Source organism: Methanosarcina barkeri MS (assembly GCF_000970025.1).
GTDB classification, from domain to species: domain Archaea; phylum Halobacteriota; class Methanosarcinia; order Methanosarcinales; family Methanosarcinaceae; genus Methanosarcina; species Methanosarcina barkeri.
In genome coordinates, this window is the sequence record NZ_CP009528.1 from 1,938,571 (window position 1) to 1,958,598 (window position 20,028).

15 protein-coding genes and 3 pseudogenes are annotated in these 20,028 nt (G+C 36.1%); 9 read left to right on the forward strand and 9 right to left on the reverse strand.

Annotation, left to right across the window (positions count from 1 at the left end):
- Positions 1 to 67: 67 nt before the first annotated feature.
- The 7 genes and pseudogenes from MSBRM_RS21165 to MSBRM_RS07890 form a co-directional block, all read left to right on the forward strand.
- Positions 68 to 302, forward strand: a pseudogene (locus tag MSBRM_RS21165) (ISNCY family transposase); the annotation flags it as partial.
- A 556-nt stretch (positions 303 to 858) separates the two neighbouring features.
- The gene (locus MSBRM_RS07865) at positions 859 to 1,398 is read left to right on the forward strand and encodes a DUF6932 family protein (protein WP_155396465.1); all 540 of its coding nucleotides are present in this window, start codon (positions 859 to 861) and stop codon (positions 1,396 to 1,398) included.
- A 206-nt stretch (positions 1,399 to 1,604) separates the two neighbouring features.
- Positions 1,605 to 2,009: a hypothetical protein gene (locus tag MSBRM_RS07870; protein ID WP_048155300.1), complete on the forward strand. Its 405-nt coding sequence runs from the start codon at positions 1,605 to 1,607 to the stop codon at positions 2,007 to 2,009.
- Positions 2,010 to 2,129: 120 nt separating this feature from the next.
- Positions 2,130 to 3,380, forward strand: a complete 1,251-nt coding sequence (locus tag MSBRM_RS07875) for a prenyltransferase/squalene oxidase repeat-containing protein (RefSeq protein ID WP_176722152.1) — start codon at positions 2,130 to 2,132, stop codon at positions 3,378 to 3,380.
- Positions 3,381 to 5,237: 1,857 nt separating this feature from the next.
- Positions 5,238 to 6,821, forward strand: a complete 1,584-nt coding sequence (locus MSBRM_RS07880; RefSeq protein ID WP_048155302.1) for a transglutaminase-like domain-containing protein — start codon at positions 5,238 to 5,240, stop codon at positions 6,819 to 6,821.
- A gap of 516 nt (positions 6,822 to 7,337) precedes the next feature.
- Positions 7,338 to 8,330: an IS701 family transposase gene (locus tag MSBRM_RS07885; protein WP_048155303.1), complete on the forward strand. Its 993-nt coding sequence runs from the start codon at positions 7,338 to 7,340 to the stop codon at positions 8,328 to 8,330.
- A gap of 202 nt (positions 8,331 to 8,532) precedes the next feature.
- Positions 8,533 to 9,525, forward strand: coding sequence for a radical SAM/SPASM domain-containing protein (locus MSBRM_RS07890; RefSeq protein WP_048155304.1), 993 nt, complete (start codon positions 8,533 to 8,535; stop codon positions 9,523 to 9,525).
- Between the two features lie 195 nt (positions 9,526 to 9,720).
- Here the strand turns inward: MSBRM_RS07890 and MSBRM_RS07895 are convergent.
- From MSBRM_RS07895 to MSBRM_RS07905, 3 genes and pseudogenes are all read right to left on the reverse strand, one after another.
- A pseudogene (locus tag MSBRM_RS07895) lies at positions 9,721 to 10,248 on the reverse strand (acetolactate decarboxylase); the annotation flags it as partial.
- A gap of 37 nt (positions 10,249 to 10,285) precedes the next feature.
- Complete coding sequence (locus tag MSBRM_RS07900; protein WP_048118078.1) at positions 10,286 to 10,708, reverse strand: secondary thiamine-phosphate synthase enzyme YjbQ; 423 nt, start codon at positions 10,706 to 10,708, stop codon at positions 10,286 to 10,288.
- A 162-nt stretch (positions 10,709 to 10,870) separates the two neighbouring features.
- Positions 10,871 to 11,368, reverse strand: coding sequence for a hypothetical protein (locus MSBRM_RS07905; RefSeq protein WP_048118075.1), 498 nt, complete (start codon positions 11,366 to 11,368; stop codon positions 10,871 to 10,873).
- A gap of 903 nt (positions 11,369 to 12,271) precedes the next feature.
- On the opposite strand from MSBRM_RS07905, the gene MSBRM_RS07910 reads away from it, so the two are divergent.
- Positions 12,272 to 13,018 carry an HAD family hydrolase gene (locus tag MSBRM_RS07910; protein WP_203397930.1) on the forward strand — a complete coding sequence of 249 codons (747 nt, stop codon included), beginning with the start codon at positions 12,272 to 12,274 and terminating at the stop codon, positions 13,016 to 13,018.
- A gap of 362 nt (positions 13,019 to 13,380) precedes the next feature.
- Here MSBRM_RS07910 and MSBRM_RS07915 read toward each other — a convergent pair whose 3' ends face one another.
- From MSBRM_RS07915 to MSBRM_RS07940, 6 genes and pseudogenes are all read right to left on the reverse strand, one after another.
- Positions 13,381 to 13,668 (reverse strand): hypothetical protein, encoded by a 288-nt coding sequence (locus MSBRM_RS07915; protein WP_048118072.1) that lies wholly within the window; start codon positions 13,666 to 13,668, stop codon positions 13,381 to 13,383.
- A 107-nt stretch (positions 13,669 to 13,775) separates the two neighbouring features.
- Positions 13,776 to 14,174, reverse strand: coding sequence for a molybdopterin dinucleotide binding domain-containing protein (locus MSBRM_RS07920; RefSeq protein WP_048118068.1), 399 nt, complete (start codon positions 14,172 to 14,174; stop codon positions 13,776 to 13,778).
- Entirely contained in the window at positions 14,174 to 15,421 is a 1,248-nt protein-coding gene (locus MSBRM_RS07925) for a formylmethanofuran dehydrogenase subunit B (RefSeq protein ID WP_048122938.1), read from the reverse strand. Before MSBRM_RS07925 ends, MSBRM_RS07920 begins: the two co-directional genes overlap by 1 nt.
- Positions 15,422 to 15,431: 10 nt before the next feature.
- Positions 15,432 to 15,896 (reverse strand): (Fe-S)-binding protein, encoded by a 465-nt coding sequence (locus tag MSBRM_RS07930; RefSeq protein WP_048118065.1) that lies wholly within the window; start codon positions 15,894 to 15,896, stop codon positions 15,432 to 15,434.
- Positions 15,897 to 16,560: 664 nt separating this feature from the next.
- Positions 16,561 to 16,842 carry a ferredoxin-thioredoxin reductase catalytic domain-containing protein gene (locus MSBRM_RS07935; protein WP_011307856.1) on the reverse strand — a complete coding sequence of 94 codons (282 nt, stop codon included), beginning with the start codon at positions 16,840 to 16,842 and terminating at the stop codon, positions 16,561 to 16,563.
- A gap of 670 nt (positions 16,843 to 17,512) precedes the next feature.
- Positions 17,513 to 18,819: pseudogene (locus MSBRM_RS07940) on the reverse strand (IS4 family transposase).
- A gap of 171 nt (positions 18,820 to 18,990) precedes the next feature.
- Between MSBRM_RS07940 and MSBRM_RS07945 the strand changes: the two are divergent.
- Positions 18,991 to 20,025: a methyltransferase gene (locus tag MSBRM_RS07945; RefSeq protein ID WP_048118062.1), complete on the forward strand. Its 1,035-nt coding sequence runs from the start codon at positions 18,991 to 18,993 to the stop codon at positions 20,023 to 20,025.
- The last annotated feature ends 3 nt before the right edge of the window (positions 20,026 to 20,028 follow it).

Consider the following 20,028-nt stretch of genomic DNA (forward strand, 5'->3'; position numbering starts at 1 on the left):
AAGTAAGTGCAACATCAGTACATAGATTTATAATTTTATAATTATGTCCTGATATTACGGCACAAGAGTGATAACTATAAGTCTTACTCTTAATAACTTTTCGGAATTACCTTCATTCTTCAATTTTTTAGATAGTTTTAGCGATGATTACGAATTACCACAAGAGAAGTTTTTCGTAGAAAAACTACTCCACCTTGTCCTATTTGCTGTACTTCTATGGTTCATAACGGCAATAATACATACACCAAAAAAGTCTTGGAAAAATCAAGATTGGTCGATACAAATGCTCAAATTGTGGTAGGAACGACAAAATAATTAAAGATTGGCTATCTGAGGGTGGAGCAAAGCAAACCACAAGAAAAGGTTGTATTAATTTAGGACTTACGCATTTGAGTAACAAAATCAATTAAAGAAAATACTCTGGATTAAAGTCACGTTTTAGATCCTTATTTGACCTGTAGTTTGTAGATATTCTGGCAGTGTATCAAATTTGCTGTAAATATTAAGTCAAGTTTTTGCGTACTATGGAGAAAATTGATTTTCCTATATGAAATTTTCTACCAAACGAAGTCTTGAATTTTATAATTTCGTAGAATAATTAATGTAGTGGCCAAACGGAAATAAATTACGCATAAATCACATATAAATCTCGCTGTTCAAATTTTTATTTCAGTTAGTACTCCATAGTATACCACAATTTGAATCAGTGTAACTTTGATTTAAAACAAGTAATTTATCTGCTTCTTCTATAAGCTGAAGACTTACATAACCTAAGAAAAAGTATTTAATAATTATAAATAAATTTTTTAATGCATGACGGTTATTTCAAAATTTATAAATATGTGTTCATTGTCAAATATGAATATGATGCCTGAGTTTGATGAGAATGGAAATATCCCTCTGATTAATTCCTCTGGTATTATAGAATCAGACATTAAAGAGTTTCAAGATAAGTTTGTAAATGCGTTTCAATCATCAAGTACACGCGTAAAGATATTTAAAGGATATCTAAACTATTGTAAGCATTTGGTTTCATTCAATGTGCCTATTATCCAATGGTTTGATGGTAGTTTTACTTCACAGAAAAATGATCCAAATGATATCGATTTTGTCACACATTTTGATGGTGCTAAATTAGATTCACTAGATAAACATACAAAAAATAGATTTTATTCATTTGGTCCTACTAAAAAAATCAAATCGTCATATATGTGTCACTCTTTCTTTATTCCTATTTACTATGAGATAAATGGCGAATTAGTTGACGACTCAAAGAATCAGATTGCTTATTGGAAGAAACATTTTGGACATGATCGAAAAAGGAATCCAAAAACTATAATAGAACTAAACTTTAATGAGTTGTCTTCGTTTTACAATGTGTGTGAAAAGTATAAATAATGGCATTAACATATATACTAAATGTATTGGATAAAAATCAAACAGGCTCATTATATTTGCACAGTAAGGTGTTTGATCAAAGACAATGTAACTTACTAACTTTTAATATGCAGTGTATAACATGACGATATAAGTCATGTGACTTTTTCAGGATAAGTAACTTATCTTAGACTACTACTCAATAAACTTATACTTAGGGGATATTTATGGACATGGATTTTCCAGATACGAATCTCACAAAAATAGAGATCGAAGAACTAACTAAACTAATTGATAAGTTTGGAGAACGGAATAGATTGAAAGAGGAACTTGAAGAACTCGATAAATTAATAAGTGATAGTCAAAAATCGATTTCCGAATTTCCAGAGAGGTTTTCTTTAAAAATTGGGCTTTATAGTTTAAAAATAAGAAAAGAAGAATTGCTTGAAAAAGAAGCAAACTTAATAAAAGAGATAGACCTTGAAAATTTATCCAGTCAAAATAAGTCTAAATTTGTAAAGGAAATTTCATGCCTTATTGGAGACATTATTTGGCAAGGCTATAAAGAAACTAATTCTTCTTGGCAATACTATCAGAAAACTAATCTTTGTTTAGCTGTGCCTGTTGCCTAAATGCAACTGTTCTTTAAATTTATAAAATTATCTCCTGTTTTTACTATAAAACCCTTACTCTAATTTTAAATACCAGTCAAATATTGGGTTTTTCTGAATCCCTTAAAGATGGTGATAGAAGTGAATAGGGAAAAAACTAATATTAAAAGTGAAGATGTCTTAAAAAAGATATATTTGCAAATAAAGACAGAAAATTTTCTTACAGATGATGAAAAACCCTATATATTAAACTATTTAAATTTTTTAATAACAAGTATTACAAGTAAAGCAAAGGAAATATCGGTAGAGCTTAATCATGATTGCATAAAAGAGGAAGATTTAAAAAATGCAATAAAAAAAGTTATTCCCCCATGGGAGCCAGATATTCCTCTTGAAGAAATTGAAAGACTAATTGAAAGTGGCAAAGAATATTTAATAAAAAAACAACGTTATGGTGGATGGGGAACTTATAGTAGTTGGATGCATGTTGCAAAATTGCCTGCAGGAATAAAAAAATGGGATGAAGAACCTCCTCTTAAAATATGGGATACTGCAATGGCAATCCATGCTCTTTTAAACGTTGGCGAGCCAAAAGATTCAAAAGTTATTCGAGATGGCATAAAATGGATAAAAATACAACTTAGGAACGATGATGGAGGCTACCCATATCTTCCAAAAGAATACTGGAAGTACTTACCTTTAGAATATTGTCCAATTAGTAGTAGTGTGTATGAAACAAGTTATGCAACGATTGCCCTTTTAGAAGCAGGCGAAAAAGTAGATTCCCCTTTTATTCAGGAAAACATTGAATTCTTACTTAGAGTACAGAATAAAGTTTACAAAGCATGGGGTCCTACACCTTTCGAAAATATGAGTGTAGGAGCTACAAGTTGTGCTGTAAGGGCTTTAGTTAAGGCAGAAATTGATCCTAAAAGTGAGTGTATTCAAAATGCAATTCGGTGGCTGGAAGACAATCAAAGAGAAGATGGCGGTTGGAGTGATACCTGGAAAGGAGGTGCTAGTGCTAGTCTGATTACCAAGACTTATGATGCAATATCTGCTCTATTAGCTTCGGGATTAGAGGCAGAAGATGAAGTAATTAAAAAAGGTATTCGGTATCTTTTACGTATTCAGGATTTTATAAGAAATGAGAAAGGTGAATGGGGTTGGGTGTGGACACCAAATGTAAAAATTGACATATCTAATATCGAAAATACTGCTACTGCTGTTGCTACTCTTCTTAGAGCCGGCATAAAAGCAAATAATTTAGAGATTAAAATGGGTATTCGATGGTTATTAAAAAATAAAGATTTTGAGGGAAGCTGGGGTAACGATACACCACGTGTAATAATATGTTTAAGTCAATACTTAAAATATAGTAAGATTTCTTAAACTCATATTTATATTAGTGTTTAGAATATTTAGTTTTTCATCTTTAGAATTAAGAAAGGGATTACAGATGATATATTTCTATATGAGCTGATCCCAAAACCAAATTTTATTCCCAAATTGATAAAAGATTCAGAACTGTTTTCCACATAAGAAACTCGATTGATAATTCAAAACACGGAATTAAGCGAAGCAATTTTGAGTTTTGGGATCAGCTCATATATTAATGCTCAATAATTAAATTGCCATGACACTAGTACACCCCGCGTAAGTAGTGAAGTACTTAATTGAAAATAATACTCCATATCCCCCTTTCCGCAGGGTGCGACAAGAAGCTATACTATGGATTGCGTCATACGCTACCTTTTCCATTTGAGGTAATCCTACTGTGACATGCACAAATGGTAACGTTTGTGTGTGAAGCTCACACGACAATATCAAGAACTCAAGGAACCTGACTTTGATAATTGGTTAGGATAAGAATACTATGAAGAACGTAAAGTAAACCATCGTAAGAATCGTGAAGTGGAATAAGTGAAAATAGGTTGATACGCTTAAACCAAAAGGTACGGGATCAGGTTGTAATGGGTCTGCGGACATTATGGCAAATGGACAAATGATTCTCGGTTTATAGATGGCTTCTAAGGTATTCATATTATTTGTAGTATAGAACTTGGTAAGCCCTAAATGCTCCAATTATGGGTATGATTCCTGTGAGGGATGACGATGGCGTTGAGGGTAGAGGATTCAGTAAAAAGCGAATGTCAATCTGTAATGGATTGAATAGGGGTTCAAACTTTGCCCTAATCTGAAAAGATGCTGACTTACTGAAGGTTTTTTCTTGTGTGAACGGAAACAAACTCACGAATGTAAGATACTCAAAGACACCAGTAGGTGAGAGGCTTACAGACAGTAATGTTAATGGGCTGTTATCCAGAATCACAAAATCAGTTATACAGATAACTGATGCCTGATACAGAAAGGGTTTGAAAACACTCGAGCCATATGAAGGGAAACTTTCACGTACGGTTCCCAGGGGAGAAAGGAGGAGTAATCCTCCTGACTTACCCGACATGTCTTATAAATTTCACTATTTTCCCCGATATCGTTTTTTTCTAATATTTTTCTCCATTATTTTAAATTGTAGTTCTCCGTTTACTCATTCATTTAATAGACCCCTTGAATAATGATTAGTTTTTTAAGGGATATTAAACCTTATTTGCCCAATTAAATGTAGTGTCAGCCCTCCCTGTTGAGGTACATTCATTAAATGATCTATTTGCTGTTTAAATGACTTAAGTACTTTAATTGATAAATTAAACGTTGATTTATCCTTACTTGTAACATTAAATTTTATATAGATGAAAATGACATCATATGCCTTATTTATAAATAAACATAAATTGTAAAAGAATAAAGTATTTATCTCGTTTTCTTCTTGATTTAAAAGAGTATTATAGAGTATTTATCTAAAAAATTGATTTTTAGAGTGTACCTTAATTGGGAAAACTCTAATGCATACTTATGATCCAAAATAAGTATTGTATACCCTTAGTTTTAGTACTGATTTGGAAGGACCCTATCATTTAAACATTATATATTCAGTAAAGGTTTTCCTTCTTTTTTTTGGTAGCAACAATTGAGATCCCAGACAATCTTAATACTAAATTTTGGAAATTTCTCCAAAAACGATAGCAAGAAAATTATTCATTTAAGAGGACATCTGCGGAAAGACAGATCAATTCTAACGAAATTCAGAATAAAAAGCTGAGAAACTTTCAAATAACTACACTTACATATTATTTTTTTACAGTTAAGCTGGGTTTATAGCATAATTTCTGTTTTCAGGGGGGTGTACTTTTGATTGATGCTGATATTTCACATACAATCGCCAGGCTAGCCAAGCTAGCCGTAGTTCTTGTTGTTTTGTATGGGGCTGCTCACAGGCTCAGGTTCAATTTTACTACTCCGGCAATAATAATTATTGCTCTCTGTGGGGTAGGAGCTGTTGTTGTGGATTTTGATGGAGACGGATTAAACACTCCAAGTGAAATTCAGCATGATACCAGTATATTCGCATCTGATTCGGATTCTGACGGAATTCCTGATGGATATGAGGTCAACACACTTCATACTGATCCTGCAAACAGTGATACCGATTCCGATAAAATCTCAGACTTTGACGAGGTAAACAAGTATAAAACCAATCCATTGAGCGAAAATTCTGACGGAGACTTATACGGAGATTATCAGGAGATCTTTGAGTTTGGTACAGACCCTAATTACAGAACAGTATCAAAGCTAATAGTCAAAACTTCTCCTGTGAATGCTGATATAATCATAGACGGAGAATTTCAGGGTAATGGGCAGATATTAACAGAGTTAAAGCCCGGTACATACAAAGTGCAATACGGTAATGTAAATAATTATCATTCTCCTCAGTCCCAGTTAGTGACCTTAAAATTTGGCCAACAAATGAATATTGTTGGGAATTATGAGTCCTATTCCCCTTCAAAACTGGTGATTTCAAGTACAGTTTCCAATATGTCTGGTGTAAGCCCGGCAGTATACAGTTATTATGTAAATAACAATAAGCAGTTTTTCCAGGTGACTATTGCTAACAACGGAGAGTCGTCTGCAGAAAATGTTATTTTGTCTACCTGCATTGAAGGTGGGGATTGGGTCTCATCATCCATCAATGAGATCTCTCCAACTAAAGTGTCAAAAATAGGGGTAACCCCGAACATACCTAAAAGGGTATTTGAAAAGGCTGGCAAAGAATCAACGAAAAATTTGTATTTAAAACTTGAATACAGTTCATCAGGAACAAAACAGCCTGTTGTGGAAAGCACAGTTCCTCTCAAGGTATATGGCAAAAATGCGCTTCCATTAGCAGATACTTCCAGGTTGGCATCTGCAAATGCAGATATCTCATTAAAATCGTTTTATTCGTATTACATCGATCCACACGACCCGAATGTGAGGTGTATTACTGCAAATGCGACAATGGGTACCGATGACGATCTGGAAAAAGCCAAACTAATTTTTGATGCACTTGGTCAATACGGAGTGTATTACATATCCGATCCCAATGACCCATTAGGAACAGGTATTGATTATATCCAGACTCCGTCCGAAACCTTGTCCTTCAAAGGGGGAGATTGCGACGATCTGGCTGTACTTTATGTGTCTGCACTTGAGTCTGTAGGTGTGGATACGGCACTGATCCATATACCTGGTCATGTTTTTGTTGCATTTAAGGTGGATGGGAGCTGGAATTTAATTGAAACAACGATGATTAAAACCCCGGAGATTACTGACGGCTATGAAATCTCATATTTCGATCAGGCGACGTCCTCTGGATATGATACGTATACAGAAAATGCAAATTCAGCATTGATCGTGAAGACTGAAGAAGCCTGGGAACAAGGAATTACGTCGTGAAGGTCTCCATAAGTAGATTATTAGGAAGTATCAATAAAGTCCTCGAGGAAGTCCTGAGGAGGTCATATGAGGGTATGCTGGCATGAGTATCAAACACTGTATCAGGATCATGTAGGAAAGCTATCATTCTGAAAATCTTTCCCTCTAAATATTTGGTTGGCAAAGTGTTTTTTGGTCACTCTTACATGTTTTTATTCTAAAACTCCAATCTCACACACAAATTTGTTCTCTGGATATCATTTACTGCAAGATTGTCTACTTTACTGCAAGATTGTCTACTAAAGGTTTAAAGTAATGAGTTCCCCTCTTCAGGGGTTTTGAACAACCTCAATTAACAGCCTCAAGAAAGTTTAATTAGAAATTTAGGTTAAGTGAAATCATATAACTTAGTTAATTTTTAATATCTGTATATCTTATGTTATATTGTGTTAGGACTTACGCAGTTAAAATGCCGAAAACTTGATATCTTTATAAATATACTTATGGCTTAGTGTTTCTCTAAAAACGTACGGAGTTATGGACATAAATCCACCTAAGTGTACCGACATTGACTACATTAATTTTCTCATTGCGGCTTCTAACGTTTTTAGCTGTACTGAAGCTGCTAGATGTTATCCAGACATAGCTAATGCTCCTTCTCATGATGCTTTTACTCGTTGCCTTCAAAGGCAACCTCCAGACACGGAAGCACTATGGGAGGAAGTAAAAAGTTATGTCAAGCTTAAGGGAGGATACCTAAGTGTTGATGATTCAACATTAGATAAACCATACGCAGAAGAAATTGCTTTTGTTCGTCGTATGTGGAGTGGAAAACATCATCGTACTGTAAAGGGAATAGGCCTGGTTACCTTAGTTTGGACTGACGGTACAACCGTTATACCTATCGATTTTCGAATTTATAACATCGATGTAGACGACAAAACAAAGAATGACCATTTCCGTGATATGCTTGACAAGGCCGAAGAACGTGGTTTTAATCCCAAATTCGTTTTATTTGATACATGGTATGCAAGTGTGAAAAACCTTAAAGCCATTAGACAGAAAGAGTGGCATTTCCTTACAAGATTGAAAAATAATCGTTTGGTAAATCCTGACAACAAGGGAAATGTGCCACTTGAAACAGTAGATATTCCTCCAAAAGGACGTGTGGTTCACCTCAAAGCATATGGATTTGTAAAGGTGTTTAGGATAGTTTCAAAAAATGGAGACACGCAACACTGGGTTACAGATGTGCAAGAGATGGATGAAGCAAAACGTGAAGATTTGGCAAAGAAGTCATGGAAAATTGAGGAATATCATAGGGGAATAAAACAGTTCTGTGGTGTCGAAAAATGTCAGGCAAGAAAGGAAGAATCACAAAGAGCACATATAATGTTCTCATTAAGAGCTTTTCTTAGACTGGAATTACAAAGAATCAAAAGTGGAATATCCTGGTTTGAAAGTGCTATGAAAATTAGAAGAGTGGCAGTGACAGAATACTTAAGGAATCCCCAATACACGTTAAATTAATTCAAATATTTGAAAGTTTGGAAAAAACAATATGCTAGGAGCCAACTGCGTAACTCCTATTGTGTGATATCTGTCTCATTATGAAATGATATTTGACTTAATATGCTATCCAAATGTTCCGGCAAATTTTGTAGGCAAATTCTATAACATCTTTCATAATTCTACAATATCTTTTATATAATATATTTAAAGTGCTAAAATTATGTCTCCTAAAATTGAAATGTTTGTTGAGAGATTTAGTTCTGTGAAATTTCTCTTAAGGACCAGTATAGTTCATTCAACAAGTAAAAAATTTTCCAATCTGATTGTGAATGAAACTGAATTCAAAACTAAAAAGACCATTCTTTCCAGCACGCCTTATTTTATAAAAGTAGAATCCACTCCAAATTGTTTCCTTAAATGTCCAAAATGTTGTCATGGTAGAGGAGAATTAAAAAACGAAGACAATGAAAAAATGATTCTAACGCTTGATAATTTCAAGAAAATTATAGATCCATTTGCTGACAACATTTTCGGCGTAAATCTTAGCCATCGTGGGGAGCCACTGCTTAATCCATATTTGTTCCAGATAATTGCTTATTGTCATGAAAGAAATATTGGAACAATATTCCCTACTTCTTTCTCTATGAAACTTTCTCAGAAACAGCTTGAGCAAATAGTTACTTGCGGATTGGATCACCTTATTGTCTCTATAGATGGTATTACACAGGATGTTTATGAAAAATACAGGCGGGGAGGAGATTTAAATCTCGTTTTGAAAAATGCCTCTGCTTTAATAAATATAAAAAATAAGTTAACTTCTAAAACTCCTTTCATTGAATTTAAATTTATTCTATTTGACCATAATTCTCATCAATTAAAGGATGCTGAGAAACTGTCCATTAATATGGGTTTTGATAAATTTACTGTAGTACTGGATAACTCGTCTCCCGATCTAGCTAAAATTCAAAGTCAAATTAAAGCTAAAAAGTCGGCTAAAAAGAAACCGTGTTATTGGCCGTGGAATAGCATGGTAGTATACTGGGATGGAACGGTTTCTCCGTGCTGCGGGGGACATTATAATATGGGAAATGCATTTGAAACTCCAATTGACTCAATCTGGAACAACGAAAGATATCAAGAATTGCGTTCTTCTTTCGCTGAACAAAAATCTGACAAATGGAAAATTTGTTGGCAAGACTGCTGGCCTCACTAAAGCAATCGTATTGGAGGCATTCTCAGGAAATCAATCCGTTCTAAATTCTCCTATTCTAAATTTTTCTGTGAATGACACTTGATTTTGTCCGAATTATAGTGAAACTCAGAGAGATTCATATCCTAAAGCGCGGATTCAAGCTCAGTTTCTAAAAATAGTCATCAACTTGACTCCGCACCAGATCAAAGCTCAAATTCACTTTTCCACAGTTTCCATTTCGGATTTTAAGTCCTTTTCCAATTCTACTTTTGCAAAGCTATAGCTTGTGGGAAGTTCCATGAAAAAGGCTGGTGTTGCATCAAGAGCAGCAGTTCCGTTCTCAAGCTCGAACTCAAGAACATGCCCACCTGCACTCCTGTTTTCAGTAATGAAATGAAGATGATATCCTGGAACATTGATACTGGTCACGTAGTCCGGTGTCCGGAAACCCACCAGTGTACCGCTTACATTTTCAAATTCGAAAACAGTCTGATTTGCGACAACATCCGCAAGTTTACGGTACGGTGGTTCCTGCTTTGGCAAGCTTTGTGCTCTCAGGTACGAAAAGTTTCCATCAATTTCAACAGCATAAAAGAAGTTTTCCGAAGGCAGGTTCAGGTCCAGGTACTGCTCAAGTTCTGTCAGGTTCATTGGCTTTTCAGGCCTAAGGGTTTTGTCGGTTTCAAAATAGGTAACCGTGGCAAATGGGATGGTCATATTTTCAGATATGGAATATGTAATCCCATCACTTTTTACCTAGTAATTTTAGAAAACAAACCGTTTAAAAATCTCCGAGTATCTGCAATACGATTCTTCTTACTTTTTCAATCCTGTCAAAGTTAATGTACACAATCTGCTGCCAGGTTCCAAGAGTAAGGTCTTTTTCAATAAAAGGCACTGTAAGGCTCGGGCCGATAAGCATAGCTCTTAGATGCGAGCCTCCATTATAATCTCCCCAGGTTTTGTGATGGTGATAGTCCCTGTCAAGAGGAATTAGCTGATCAAGCGTTTCAGAGACATCTTTTGAGAGATTAGGCTCAAATTCCATTGTAGTTATTGCTCCGGTTGACCCAATACAAAAGATCGTAACCGTTCCGTTTCTTATTTTTGATTTTTTTACTTCTTCTGAGATTATTTCGGTTATATCAACAATTCCACAGTCCTCTTTTCCGGTTACTGAGATTTCTCTTGTTTCCACAGGCATGAAAAGATCATTGATGAGTCGTATTGATAAATTTTTCTAAGTATCTGAGAAATCTCCTTTTAGTCTTGCTACTGCTGCACTGCTTCTAAAGAGTAGAATCGATGCAAAAATCAGGAAAGAGTATGGGGAGATACATTTTCAGATTCTATAATGCCAATTACCTTAACTTTTATTATTGAAGGTAATTTGGCGGCCCTCTTTGGTTTCACTGCTCGAGCTGGTTCCACTGGCATGATTGGTCTCATTATCCTTGGCCTCATTATCATTGCTGGTTTCATTATTCTGGCTGGTTTTGAGAGCCTGGCTGGCCTCGAGAGCCTGACTGTTTTCGAGAGCCTGACTGTTTTCGAGAGTCTGGCTTGTTCCACTTCCCTCGTGGGCTCCAAGGTCTAATTGACCATCGGGATAGCCTTCATCATAGCCGTGTATGTAACCTTCATTATAGCTACTATTATCACCTAAGCCACCTTTGACATCATAATATTTGCCATTGAAAGCAGCCTGATAGCTGTCTCGGTAGCCATCTTGGTAGCCGTGCCGGTAGTCGGGAGAACTCATGCTCGGTATTATTACTCCTAATATCAAAGCTAGTACGACAAAGACTGCCAGTAAAACTCCGCCTACTTTAATCCAGTTTTTATTATTCGGTTCGTTTATCAATCAACTTTCCCTCGGCAGATTATTAGTAATAGACATTCACATATCAAATAACATTAACTAGTTAAATAATATTAATTAGTTAAATAATATTAATTAGTTAAATAATATTAATTAGTTAAATAATATTAAGTAGTTAAATAATATTAAGTAGTTAAATAATATTAAGTAGTTAAATAATATTAAGATTATGTCAATTCCGGGCAAAGTCTTTTATATCATATGCAGAAAATTTACACGTCGTTTAAAAGTCTGATTAAGAGCTAGTGTCCAGAATATTTATTTTTAGTCTTTATATAATTATGAAAGGGACTAGAGATGATGTATTGTCTTAATATTAACGCTCAATAATTAAATTGCCATGACAGTAGTTTGTTTTGTGTTAATTCTTAACGTGTATATTTCTTTTGATTTTATTCTCTCAATCAGTTATTTATGCCTGGTTAAATCTTATTTTTTAATAGGAGTTTTGACATAAGATCATACTGGTAATTTTGATCTGGAACTCCAGGCCATCAGATAAAGTTATCAGTGACGGCTATATACTTTTAATATCTGGTGATAAGTCCCGACTAGTATTAAATTATATAGGTAGTAATTATTTACAACACATTATAATCTGTCAAATATTTTTATCCTGAATAATGTAATAGTGTAAAAATATATTCTGAATAATGTCCTTCAGGCTTCAAATTCTGAAATTAACTCATGAAATAGCTTAATTAATTCTAATTAAATTATCCTGTATATGAATTTTTATTTTTTTGTTGCATAGTTATGACAAAAGTACCTGTAGCAAATGTCTTAAAGAGCAATATCTACCCTATATTTTGGTCCTTAATTCAAAAAATATAGAATCCATATTTAAGGGGTTAAAATACCTTTGGTTTTGGGCGAAAAGATATTATGCCAGTACAGCAGGACTTTCTGCCAATATTTGCAGGATTCTATTCTACTTCTGCAGGATTCTATGTCAACAGCAAGACTCAAGGCGGGAGATATGAAATATATATGAAATATAGTACTGTTATTTTTGATTTTGATTATACATTAGCTGATGCAACGAGTGGTATTGTTTCAAGTTTCAACTATGCCTTTAGCAAGCTGGACATTCCCTGCTTTGATCATGAAAGTATAAAAAGAACTGTTGGATTACCACTCGACAGAGCATTTATTCAGCTAACAAACAACGAAAACAAAGTTTTGATAGATCGTTTTCTAAGCTTGTTTCGGGAAAAGGCTAACGAGGTAATGTCCAGAGAGACAATGTTGTATGCTGACACAGTAAATACATTAGAACGATTAAAACAGAATGGGCTCAATACAGGTATCGTAACCACAAAACATCATTTTCGAATAGTTGAGACTCTAAACCAGTACGGGGTTCTGGATTTAATAGATATTATTGTTGGAGGAGAGGATGTTAAAGTCCCCAAACCGTCTCCAGAAGGATTATTGCTTGCAATTGACAGCCTCAACGCACAACTTGATAATGTGTTGTATATTGGAGATAGTCTGATTGATGCTAAAACGGCCCTGGCAGCAAATGTTGATTTTGCGGCCGTGACCACAGGAACGACAACGGAAACTGACTTTTCACGATATCCGTATGTAAAGATAGTAAAAAGTTTATCCGAACTTTTTAGCGAGTAAAGACTATTTCTTTTATTTTTAGATTCTCAGCGTGTACTTAACTTGACTATATCACATTACAAGGTAAAGCGTCATCATTAGACCTCGTATGCCAAAGATATCATTAGTAGTGAAATCGCTAACAGCGATTGAAGTAACTGTCTAATCTGACAAAGTCAAGTTATATAAAAATAGAAAACATTGTTTCGAATCTGAGGTTCTATTGTTAGAAGACACTTTTTATTGAGACAAGTTTTTATTGAGACAAGTTTTTATTGAGACAAGTTTTTATTGAAACAAGTTTTTATTGAGACAAGTTTTTATTGAGACAAGTTTTTATTGAAACAAGTTTTTATTGAGACAAGTTTTTATTGAGAAAATATTCAGGTGCTCATTTTGCTCTTTATTTTTTTTAACCTTTCTTTCCCAATTTCAATAATTTTCATCAGTTCCTGATACTCACTCAAGGAAATTAAGTTTCCTGGACAGAGAGTATGTATGCTATTTCCACCAGAATACAGAAGAACACCATTCCAGGCTGCAAAGTGAGGTCCTGAAAGATACTCACAGGGCAGCTCCCACCTTGAATCCACGTTTTCAAAACTTTCAAAGCGGTAGAAAGTAGTGCCGTTTTTCAAGATTTTTGTAAATTTTAGAAGTACATCAACCATGCTTTCATCCAATCTGCAGCTAAACAACTATGAAAATGAATATAAAATAATTTTGCCGCTTTTACGGCAATTTTTAAGGGATTTGTTTACCTTACCAGGGAAACCATTTAAAGCATGAGTTCTGTTACTTTTTCCCCTTTTGCACTGGTAACGGTTACGGATATATCCTTGAATTTAGGTACCCCTGTACCTCCGGTTTCATCTGAGACCAGCATATTGGACCAGGGGCTTTTGGGCATATATGCGATGCCTTTGTGAGGAGTTTCATATCCAGATTCCATAGCCTTTACCACAACTCTTCCAAAGGAATTTTTTAAAATTACTGTGTCGCCTTTTTTCACGTCCAACTGTTTGAAATCCGCATGGTCCAGCTTTATTATCGCAGATAGGTCTTTGTATTCGTCCCCAAAGCGGTTTTCGAGCATAGCCTTATCCTGAAAGATGTCCCTGTAAGTTATGACTTTGACATTTATTTCGGGAGCTGTAAGAAAAGATCCGAAATCCATCAGAGTGCCTCCATTATTTTCTTGAGAATTACTTCCTCAGACAGGTGATTTGTCTCAATAACAGGCTCAAAGCTCATTTTAACTCTATCCATGCGTATGGAACTTCCCCCTGCCTCTACCCCATTTATTGCGGTATTGATGTAGACCTTTGAGTGCTTGGAAGTCAGGGTTTCACAATGATCCATCGAGATAACAGGAATCTCCAGCATGTTCTTTGCAATAGATCCGGGAAGGAATAAAAGCGGGTCTGAACCTATTATAAGGGCTGCGTCCACCGATTTTGCTTTAAGAGATTCAACAACTGAGTATTCGGGTCCATGCTTTGCAGTTCCATTTTCAAACTTTACACTGTTCACGTATCCAGTTTCTGCAAAGAGGTTTTCGTTAAAGCCCATTGTATTAGAGCTGCTTACCATTGGTATGAGGTGGAAATTTGCTTTCTCATTCAGAATTTCCATCAGCTTGAAAAGAGGCTCAAGGTTTTCAAGCGAGTAAATGAGCCCGCGTCCTACAAACATTACTCCGAACTTTGCTCCTTTAAGGATGTTTGCCAGCTCAAGGATTTTTTTAGGCGGGTAATTGTAAGAGGTTTTAGGAAGCTTTCCAGAAAGCCCTGCAATCATGGCATCGATAAATTCTGCATCTCCTTTTGGAGGGATCTGGAAGAAATAATTCCCGCAGATCTTTGCGGTATGGGACTTCCGGACATCGATTGCTATGGCTGTCCTTTCCTCTTCCCAGCCTCTCTGCTTTTCTGTTCCTCTGGGGAAGTAGGAGTGCTTCGAAAGAAGGCGAGGATGAGAATCCGATGGATCTGTTCCCCAGTATATGATAACATCAGCTTTATTCCTTACATCGTCAAGAGTACAGGTCTTAAGCTTATCCTGAATGAGAGCCTCAGCTAGAGGACCCAGGCAGAACGAGGAGGTATCATCCAGGGTAGCGTTAATTTTCTTTGCAAGTTCAATTGCTATTTTTTGGGTTTCACTGGTAGAAGTCCCAAGACCGAAGATCAGAGGATTTCTGGCATTTTTAAGAATCGATGCAGCCTCACTGATAGCAGTAGCTTCATCTACAGGCTTATTATCAACCAGAAAATCTGCTTCGCCCCTTCTTGCTTCCTTCATATGGGCGACTCCTACTCTGCAGGCTGTATAAACTTTATTCACAATGTTATTTTCGGACTCAACCTCAATATCGTCACAGAGGAGTCCGCAGCCTGTGCATACATGATAGTTTTTCTCCATATCCGCTTCCTCACACAAACTCGATTGCCTCTACAGGGCAGGTTACTATACAGCCATTACATAGAATTTTGTTCTTTCCGAAACGGCGGCATTCCCCTAAGTTTTGAGCTTTTACAATGCCGTCTTCTACGGCCAAGACCAGCTTATTAGGATTCGTAGGGGCCTTTCCCGAGCCTATTCCGTGTGGATCATTAGCTACATTCGGAGGACAGGCAACCACACAGTTTCCACAGCCAAAACATAAGTCTTCATGCACTATAAGTCCGGTTTCAGTTGCGCTTTCGGAAGGTTTGAAAAGTTCACTTATCTTTTCATAGTTTTCTTTATACTTTGGTTCATCTTTAAGAGGCGGGCAATCCTCGGGTGTGAGCTCGTGGGCCATGAGAGATACTGCAAACGCCATACAAGAGGTTTTTCCGCACTTTTTGCAGTTAGTCTTTGGAAGCATCTGATAGAGTTCCATTGCATTTGTCATTACAGGTCACCCTTGAGTCAAATTTTTTATGTCAGTTTTTCATTGAAGAGTATGAAGGTTAAGAAGTATATTAAAAAGCAAGATTAAGTGTGTCACATTAAGCATGTCACTGTGAAAACGTATATTATATAACCTTTAATTAAATATATCTAAGTAATCTTCCTTAAACCCTCGCTTTTTTGTTTTCAGCGTTACTTTTAAATTGCAGTAAGGATTTATTATAAATATTTATAAACTGTTTTCATCCAAGCTTTTTGTAAAAAGATTGTGTAAACTGCTTCATCGATTTATCACGCCGTCACGACATTTTATCACGTTGTGTAGGCCATTGGTCAAACTTTCTCCCGGAAAAATTGCGATCAAATTTTTTTCAAGAGGGTTGTAGTCAAACCTTTTTTAAGAAGGGATGTTATCACATCGTTGCTAAGGATTTTCGATAAAACCTTTTCTCAAAAGGTTTGCTCCAGGCCTTTTTCTCTAAAGGTTTTTGCTCAAGCCTTTTTTTAAAAGGCTTGGAGCAAACCTTAAGACTTTGATGTCCCCAGGTATGCAGCCTTTTGTTTCCGGGCCTTTCAGGTCAGGAGATCTTACAATTTAACTTTCCTGCCCTTCGGAATAGACCAATAAAGCCTCTTTGCAGGCAAACCGAATCCGCTGAACTCAATTAATTCGCTTTGAAGAAAAGTTCGCAGTGACAGTTTCCGTCCCTTTCGACTTCTTCTTTATGATAGATGCAGGGACATACAATCTTTCTATCTTCTTTTTCATCTCCGGTAACTATTCTGCAGGGACAGTAACGCCTTCCGAATTTCTCAAGCTTAACTGTAAGTCCATCAAGCACATAGTCAAGAGCTTCTTTATCCGGGTTAAGCCTGTACCCTGCTTTTTCTGCATATTTCTGAGTCCATTCATACATTTTCTGTTTTAGTTCATTATGATCAGTCATACAAAGAGCTCCTTTGCTTTAAATTGAAGAAATCCTCAACCTTGATGAGAAGAATATGTAGTCATGTGTGAATCATATGTGGATAATATGTGAAGCTATGTGAGCTGTTTATAAAATGGAAACATTATAAGTATACTAGAATAAAGTCTGCTGAAGACTTTCAAGTTTTATGAAACACTTGTGAGAATAACCTGAGTATTTAGCGTCACCTTCATCTGTAAAGTCATTAATACCTATTTTTGTTTAAGGCTATTTATAGAAATACCTTGTCCTGCAGGAATTAAATGATTCAGCGCAGTATAGCCAGTTTTATCTCACTCACGTCCATGTAATCAATTTTACCTCACTCACGCTCATACAACCAGTTTTTATCACTCATGTCCATATAATCAATATTATATCACTAGCGTCCAATAAAACCGATTTCATCCCACTAGCGCCCCTATAACCAATTTAACATTATGGCTTTTCTTGAGTTGTCCAGTTGAAACTGGTCTATCGATTACGCATTAAGTTCTCAAACTATAAATTAATTGGTAAAACTCCGGTAATAAGACGAGAATCTCAAATTAGCTTTTAAAATCTCAAATCTAATTTGATACTCATTGGTCATCGGTTAAGGATTTATTTCCTTCTTCTGTTACTTTTTTTGAATCCAATTTTTCATTTATTACTCAAAGCATTCATCTCTAAACCCTTCTCTGTTTACATGAGGATCTAATGCTTGACTTTCATATACGCTCATTATCGTTTCAAAAGTTCTTTGAATTCCACATCTATGCAGAATTACTGTCAACAAATCCGATACATTCTCTGCAAATATTGTACTTCAACGTAACTGTGTATATCTAGCCATTTTTTCAGGATAAGTTGTTGAGTTTCTGACAAGAGAATATATTCTTATGCTAACGATTCGTGTCAATATTGCTGTCCAGATTAGAGCTTCAATTACCTGCACATTCTTTGTTTCAAGAACGTCCAGCGAGTATTTGCTTTTCAATTCTTTGAAAAGCAGTTCTATGTCCCATCTTGCTCCATATAGGTTTGCAATGTCTTTTGCATTCAAAATATCTTTCTGAATATTTGTGATATAAATATGGTACTTTTCATCCTCGTCATTATAGACTGCAACAAGACGTACAATCATCTCATCCTGTTTTTGCTTGCCTTTATGCTCTCTTCTTTTGAATTCTATTTTTACAACTGCATCAATATCTTTTCCAGAAAGTTGCTTAATACATTCACTAACAGGTTTTCCAGCGAACTCTTTGCTTTTTGTCTTAGAAAGTCCCTCTTCAACAGAAACAAGAATAGGATCCATATTTTTCCTAATCCTTGAAACAAAATATCCCTCATTTTCTTCAACTCTTGCAAACATTTGAGTTTTGTAAAAACCAAGATCAACAAGCAGAATACGGTCTTTGATCCAGGGACCTATTTTTAATGTCTTTATCTCAGCTGTTTTTTCAGAGTACAGAGCAACGGTTCTAGGTCCGTTAGCAACTGCACTTACCATAACTCCAACTTTTACTCCTGCAGCTACTGTTCTTGATCTTACTGCAGGAAACTTGTCTGCTAAAGAAGAGTGAAAACGAACAATTGTGCTGTCCTGAATGACAACATCTTGGAAGGTTTCGAGTTTCTTGCTAAGTTTCCTACCAGGTTCTTTTGCAAGCTCTTCCATGCCATGAATTACACACTGGTTAAGAAACTCAACAAGTTCTGGAGTGAAACGATAGTACCAGCTGCTATCACTTACGGTTTTTTGTGACTCCGTTTCATATTCTCGTTTTAAACTGGCAAGTGTAGCTGCAAGCGGACACCAAAACCGAGAGTTAAAACCCAAAAGATAATAACAGGGTCAATTTTACGTTCACGTACTATAAGACCAGTTTCTTTGGCAGTTTGCCTTAACCACTCTTCGGGAAATATTTCCCGAAGAGAGTCTTCAAGAGTAGGTGGGGGACAGGGAGACATAGATACAGAGGTATTTAGAGTACTAATATAAAAAACACATACAAGAAATGGAATTTAATGCTTAACCGATGACGCATGAGTTTGTTTTATTATAAACTAAAGTTGAACACAACTAAATTTATATTTTTACAAGTTCTACACTATGAACTATCAAATATGAGAGTGACGATTATGAAAGAATTTCCAGAGATAAAAGTTCCATTAACCCAAATATATGAAATGTCCCTTGCACCCGTTCAGACAAATGCACTTGTTGCGGGAGTTGAACTTGCTATTTTCGATCAACTCAATAAACCTATCAGGGCAGAAGAACTTGCCGAAAAATGTGGGTTTGATGCCAGAACAACAGCCGAATATCTCAATGTACTGACTGCCTGCGAACTTGTAACAAAAAAGAACGGGTTCTACCAAAACAGTCCGGTGGCTGAACAATATCTTGTTACCAGCCGTCCAACTTACTATGGAGATCTAATTTTTTTTGAATATGAGCGTCTGTCCATGAGCCCGAAAAAAATAGCTGAACTGGTCAAAAATGGGCCAGCGTTTTCAGAAGAAAAAGGCATGAATTCGGAGGAGTTCTGGATACGATATGCAAAATCAATGGCAAACTGGGAACGTTCCGGAACAGCTCAGAAGATAGCGGATATTATCTCAGCATTACCGGAATTTTCTTTGATGAAGGGAATGCTTGATCTTGGTGGAGGTCCCGGTCTTGTGGGAATTGCGGTTTTATCCCGCCATCCGTCGATGGAAGGCGTATTGTTTGACCAGCCGGCTGTGGTCAATGTTGCTGAAGAGTTCATAGCAGAGTATGGACTTTCGGATAGAATAACAATGATCGGAGGCGATTACCTTAACGATCATCTTGGCAGTGGTTATGATCTGATCCTTGCAAGCTGTACACTCAATTTTGCAAAGGGCTGCATGGATAAGATGGTGAAAAAGATTTATGATGCACTCAATCCCGGAGGAATCTTTGTAAGTCTTCACGATGGGATATATGACGAAGGCACAAAGCCGGCTATCCATGTCCTTAATATGATGCCCAGCGTTCTTTCAGGATACAATTGTAGTCTTAGCAAGGGTTTTATCGTAGATTCTATACTCAATGCAGGATTTCGGTCGGTACGGTCAAAGACAATCAACTTTGATGCAGGTCCTTTAGATGTGGATATAGCCCGGAAAACAGAAGTAACAGAGGATTAAGTG

Bases quoted from the DNA above. Each gene is read 5' to 3' on its own strand.
- MSBRM_RS07890 (WP_048155304.1), top strand. From the start codon at position 8,533: ATGTCTCCTAAAATTGAAATGTTTGTTGAGAGATTTAGTTCTGTGAAA.
- MSBRM_RS07920 (WP_048118068.1), bottom strand. From the start codon at position 14,174: ATGGATTTCGGATCTTTTCTTACAGCTCCCGAAATAAATGTCAAAGTC.
- MSBRM_RS07930 (WP_048118065.1), bottom strand. From the start codon at position 15,896: ATGACAAATGCAATGGAACTCTATCAGATGCTTCCAAAGACTAACTGC.
- MSBRM_RS07900 (WP_048118078.1), bottom strand. From the start codon at position 10,708: ATGCCTGTGGAAACAAGAGAAATCTCAGTAACCGGAAAAGAGGACTGT.
- MSBRM_RS07865 (WP_155396465.1), top strand. From the start codon at position 859: ATGAATATGATGCCTGAGTTTGATGAGAATGGAAATATCCCTCTGATT.
- MSBRM_RS07885 (WP_048155303.1), top strand. From the start codon at position 7,338: ATGGACATAAATCCACCTAAGTGTACCGACATTGACTACATTAATTTT.
- MSBRM_RS07910 (WP_203397930.1), top strand. From the start codon at position 12,272: ATGCCAGTACAGCAGGACTTTCTGCCAATATTTGCAGGATTCTATTCT.
- MSBRM_RS07870 (WP_048155300.1), top strand. From the start codon at position 1,605: ATGGACATGGATTTTCCAGATACGAATCTCACAAAAATAGAGATCGAA.
- MSBRM_RS07945 (WP_048118062.1), top strand. From the start codon at position 18,991: ATGAAAGAATTTCCAGAGATAAAAGTTCCATTAACCCAAATATATGAA.
- MSBRM_RS07915 (WP_048118072.1), bottom strand. From the start codon at position 13,668: ATGGTTGATGTACTTCTAAAATTTACAAAAATCTTGAAAAACGGCACT.
- MSBRM_RS07935 (WP_011307856.1), bottom strand. From the start codon at position 16,842: ATGACTGATCATAATGAACTAAAACAGAAAATGTATGAATGGACTCAG.
- MSBRM_RS07925 (WP_048122938.1), bottom strand. From the start codon at position 15,421: ATGGAGAAAAACTATCATGTATGCACAGGCTGCGGACTCCTCTGTGAC.